At 70.1% G+C, this 4,654-nt stretch carries 4 protein-coding genes and 1 other RNA gene; 3 read left to right on the top strand and 2 right to left on the bottom strand.

Annotated features, from left to right (window positions below; genetic code table 11):
* Positions 1-174 precede the first annotated feature (174 nt).
* The gene (locus I5I_RS00740; protein ID WP_306305719.1) at positions 175-828 is read left to right on the top strand and encodes an ROK family protein; all 654 of its coding nucleotides are present in this window, start codon (positions 175-177) and stop codon (positions 826-828) included.
* 10 nt (positions 829-838) lie between these two features.
* Here I5I_RS00740 and rnpB read toward each other — a convergent pair.
* An RNA gene (gene rnpB / locus I5I_RS15965) (RNase P RNA component class A) lies at positions 839-1,214 on the bottom strand.
* 107 nt (positions 1,215-1,321) lie between these two features.
* On the opposite strand from rnpB, the gene I5I_RS00735 reads away from it, so the two are divergent.
* The gene (locus I5I_RS00735) at positions 1,322-1,990 is read left to right on the top strand and encodes an LPXTG cell wall anchor domain-containing protein (RefSeq protein ID WP_036315151.1); all 669 of its coding nucleotides are present in this window, start codon (positions 1,322-1,324) and stop codon (positions 1,988-1,990) included.
* Entirely contained in the window at positions 1,983-3,767 is a 1,785-nt protein-coding gene (locus I5I_RS00730) for a DUF4012 domain-containing protein (RefSeq protein WP_036315149.1), read from the top strand. The genes I5I_RS00735 and I5I_RS00730 overlap by 8 nt, the downstream gene beginning before the upstream one ends.
* A 31-nt stretch (positions 3,768-3,798) precedes the next feature.
* Here I5I_RS00730 and I5I_RS00725 read toward each other — a convergent pair.
* Positions 3,799-4,654 (bottom strand): bifunctional 3'-5' exonuclease/DNA polymerase (locus tag I5I_RS00725; RefSeq protein ID WP_036315155.1); only part of this gene is annotated, 856 nt, incomplete at its 5' end.

Genomic DNA, 4,654 nt, shown 5'->3' with positions numbered 1-4,654 from the left:
GATCAAGGGATAGCCCGTGCCCGCAGCATCCGCGAACCTCTCTGGTCAGTATCGCCTCGACATGGGGTGTGACCTCGCTNGGCAGGACGCCGCAAGCAACACCTCCGGGGTCAATTGGTACCTGAACCTCGTGAAGCTCTCCGGCTCGGGTTACTGGAGCTACAACTCGAATCCGTGGTCGGTGACCGTGGCCGCGCAGAGCCGGACGACGTGCTGGGCGCGGTGAAGACCGTTCTCGAGACGCTCGGCGTCAGCGATGCCGACATTCCCCTGGGCGTCGCCTTCCCGGCGATCGTCAAGAACGGCAAGACCCTGTCCGCGGCGAACGTCGCCGAGACCTGGGTCGGGTTCGAAGCCGAGAAGTTCTTCGAGGACGGACTGGGGCGCGAGATCCACTTCGCCAACGATGCTGACGTCGCCGGTGTCGCCGAGGCGCGCTACGGTGCCGCGCGCGATGTTCCCGGGCTGGTGCTGCTGACGACCCTGGGCACGGGCATCGGCACGGCGATGCTCTACAACGGCGCGCTCATCCCGAACGCCGAGCTCGGTCACCTGCAGCGGGCGAACCACGGCAAGGATGCCGAGGCCTGGGCCGCCTACTCGGCGATGGAGCGCGACGAGCTCACCTGGAAGAAGTGGGCGAAGCGCCTGCAGTGGTACTACAGCTACCTCGAGTTCCTGCTCAGCCCCGACCTCTTCATCGTCGGCGGCGGCGTCTCCAAGCACGCCGACGAATTCCTGCCGATGCTGACGCTGACGACACCGATCGTGCCCGCCACGCATCGCAACAACGCCGGGATCATCGGCGCGGCTGCGCTGGCCGTCTGACCGACGGGGGCGAATGGGCCGGCCTGTACGCCGGGTTCTGTCCGGGAGCTGATGCTCCGTGGACGGTCATCTCTCTCGGCGACACGTTGCCGTGCCGCTCCAGCGGCCTACCCGGGGACTCGGCGAGCCGCGTCGGCATCCCCTGTCTGGCCTTGCTCCGGGCGAGGTTTACCGTGCGGATCGTGTCACCACGATCCCGGTGGTCTCTTACACCACCCTTTCACCCTTACCCCGGTGCTCCGACCAGCGGAGTCCGGGGCGGTCTGCTCTCTGTGGCACTGTCTCGCGGATTGCTCCGGGTGGGTGTTACCCACCGCCCTGCCCTGTGGAGCCCGGACGTTCCTCGGTGCGGGATGACCCCGCCACGCGACCGTCCAGCCGACCCATTCGCGCTCTCGATCCTACTGGTCGGCAACGGTCGATCGTGATACGGTGTCGCCACGAGACCCGGCTGGGGGGTTTGGGCTCGCATCGCCTGGGGGAGGCACTCATCATGCGTAAGTACGCACTGTCCGCTGTTCTCGCTGTGCTCCTGCTGTCGGGAGGTGCGACGGCCGCGGTCGCCGCCGATGCCGACGGGTACGGGCCCGACACGCCGCCGGCGCCGACATTGGTCGGCACGATGGTCGCGCCATCGTGCGAGTCCGATGTTCCGTGGATCAACTACTCGGTCGTCATGAACGATCCGGGCGGGCTCGCCACGAGTCACACGGCTCGCCTCGTGCTGAGCGACGGCAATCAGTCCACGACGATCCCGCTCGGTGAGCTGGTGAACGGGCGACTGTCGGGGCGCGTCCTGTGGCCGGGTGCGTCCGTCGACGCGACCGGCGTCGGTAACGGATGGCCCGGATGGGCGTTCGAGAACGGTCAGTGGGTTGCATCGTCGGGCAACTTCGCGTGGACCCGGGGCGACATCTCCGCTGTTGTGGAGGTCAACCCGTCGCTGCGCGTCGCCCTGTCGTACCCGCCGTCCACGTCGGCGTGCCTGACCGATCCGGCGGGTGTCGGAACGTCGGGTGCCGTCGCGGCGGCCGGCATGTCGCTGCCGGCGACGGGAGGCGACGTCGCCGCGGTGCTTCCGCTCCTCGGCGGGGCGGTCGTCCTGCTCGTCGGTGGAGGTGTGCTGCTGTACGTGCGCCGCACCCGTCGCGCCCGTGACTGAGGCCACCACCGGCTCAGCGCAGCACCGCGACCGCAGCCGGCGTTCCCGCCGGCGTCGCATCGGGGCCGTCGTCCTGGTCGCCGTCGGCGTCGTCGTGCTGGGCTTGGCGTGGCTCGGCATCCGCGGGTGGATGGCCAAGGGCGAGCTGGACGACGTCGCCGCCCTCCAGCCGAGGCTGAGCTCGGCCATGGCGGCGGGCGACATCGAGGCACTCGGCGCCGTGGTGGCCGACGCCGAACAGCACGCGCGTCGCGCGGCGGAGTTGACGACCGATCCGATCTGGCGGGCCACGGAAGCGGCCCCGATCATCGGAGCCAACACCGCGGCGGTGCGCATCGTCGCGGAGAGCGTGCGCGACCTCGCCGTCGCCGCGCAACCGGTGCTGCACGTTTCGACGCCGTCGCGCAGCGGCGAGGGAAGGTTCGACCTGACGGCGGTGTCGGCGGCCGCGCAGCCGGTGGACGACTTCGCCGCGGTCTTCTCGCGTGTCGACGGGTCGTTGGGCGGCATGTCGACCGCGGGTCTGGTCGGGCCGGTCGAGGCAGCGACGGCGCGTCTGCGTGCTGCGGTCGCCGCGGCGGCTCCGACCGTGGCGGAGGCAGCCTCGGTCGCCCAGATCCTGCCGGCGATGCTGGGAGCGCACGGGGCCCGATCGATCCTGGTCATGGTGCAGAACTCGGCTGAAGTGCGCACGGGCGGGGGTATCACCGGATCGTTCATCCTGCTGCGCGCCGACGGTGACCGGCTCGCGGTGGTCGACCAGGTCGATTCGAGCATGTTCCCTCATCGCGAGACCCCGATCGCAGAACTGCCCGCTGATCTCGTGACTCTCTACGGACAGTCCCCGGGACGATTCGTCATGAACGCGACCATGACGACTGACTTCGCGCTGAGCGCCCGATTGGCCTCGGCCTGGTGGCAGTCGATCGGCCGTCCGGCTCCAGACGCGGTGATTGCGATCGATCCTGCGGTGCTCACCGCGATGCTCACGATCACGGGACCGATCACCCTCGGCGACGGCACGATCGTCGATCCTGCCGACGTCGTGGGTGACGTGCTCGTCACGCCGTATCTCGAGAAGACGCCCGTTGAACAGACAGCGGTTCAGCGCGAGGTCTTCGACCGCCTTTTCGCTCAGATCACGTCTGCGCCCATCGACCCCCTGCGCTGGGTGCGAGCGCTCGCCAAGCCGGTCGCCGACGGGCGGATCTCGATCTTCAGCACGCACAGTGACGAACAGGTCGCGGTGACCGACGGGGCGTTCTCCGGAACGCTGGGGAGGTTCCGAGCTGCCGGGCCCGTTGCCGTGGGCGTGTACTTCAACGACGCGACGACCGGAAAGATGGACACGTTCCTCCACGTCGATCTCGCGGCGTCCGTGCGGACGTGCCGCGCGGACGGCGCCGCCGACGTGACGGTCGCCGTGACTCTCAGAAGCGCTGCACCGGCCGGCGCGCGCACGTTCGCGGAATCGATGACGGGAGCAGCGAATCCCGCCGCGCCCGGCGATATCACGACCGATGTGACGGTGATGGTCCCCCGCGACTGGTTCGTCGGCGGTGTGACGCTCGACGGCGTGGACGTGTCCGCGACCGCGGCCGACGGCAGTGACTCCTCCGCCTCGTTGGCGCGGGTGACGCTGCGGCCCGGCGAGCAGAAGACGCTCGCGTTCGGGTTCGTCGCGAAGAACGGCGCGCAGCTGCGACCGGTGCTCGTGCACACGCCGATGATGAACGACGTCAGCGTCGCCGAGGTGGCGTCGACGGCGTGCGGCTGAGGGCGAGCGGGTGCGGACGGTCCTGCCGCGGTCAACTCTTGGCGGCGTCCTGCGCGATGCGGAGGTCGAGGGGGAAGTCGACCGGAAACCGTCCGAAGAGCAGGCGCGCTGCGCCGTCGGCGGCCTGACCCACGGCGTCGGCCACGGCGTCGGCGTGCACGACAGGTGTATGGACGATGATCTCGTCGTGCAGGAAGAAGGCCAGGTGCGGACGCCGCCCGAATACGGCCCCAGAGTTCCGTGCCGCGTCCCTCTCGTCGACCGGCGGGAGCGCCGCCAGTCGACCACGGAGGTCGGCGAGCCACGCGAGCGCCCACTCGGCTGCCGTGCCCTGCACGACGAAGTTGCGGGTGAAACGCCCGCGATCGCGTGCGGCGCGCCGTGCCCGCGTCCGATCGCTCTCCGTCGCCTCCGGCAGCGCGGCGGCGGACTGGATGTCGCGCCAGTGCGTCGATGCGCCGGGACTGGTCCGTCCGAGCCAGGTCGAGACCACGCCGCCCTGCTCCCCCGTCGCCGCGGCGGCATCCACGAGACCCATCGCGCGAGGGTAAGCGCGTCGCAGGGCAGGCACCAGCCGTCCGCTGTCACCCGTCGTCGCGCCGTACATCGCCCCCAAGACGGCGATCTTCGCCTCTTGCCGCGTGTGGACGACACCGCTGCTGACGATGCCCTCGTACAGGTCCTGTCCGCGCGCCGCGGCGGCGAGGGCCTCGTCTGAGGACATCGCCGCCAGGACCCGCGGTTCCAGCTGAGCCACATCCGCGACGATGAGACACCAGCCGGGGTCTGCGCGCACCGCGGGGCGCAGTTGGCGCGGGATCTGCAGCGCTCCGCCCCCGGACGATGCCCACCGTCCGGGGACTCTAGAGGATCCCCGGGACCGAGCT

This window comes from Microbacterium sp. B24 (assembly GCF_000333415.1).
GTDB lineage: Bacteria > Actinomycetota > Actinomycetes > Actinomycetales > Microbacteriaceae > Microbacterium.
Note: the sequence above shows the minus strand (reverse complement) of the source record. Positions and strands in the feature narration are given on the sequence as shown.

Coding starts and splice junctions, on each gene's coding strand:
- I5I_RS00735 (WP_036315151.1), top strand. CDS start 1,322: ATGCGTAAGTACGCACTGTCCGCTGTTCTCGCTGTGCTCCTGCTGTCG.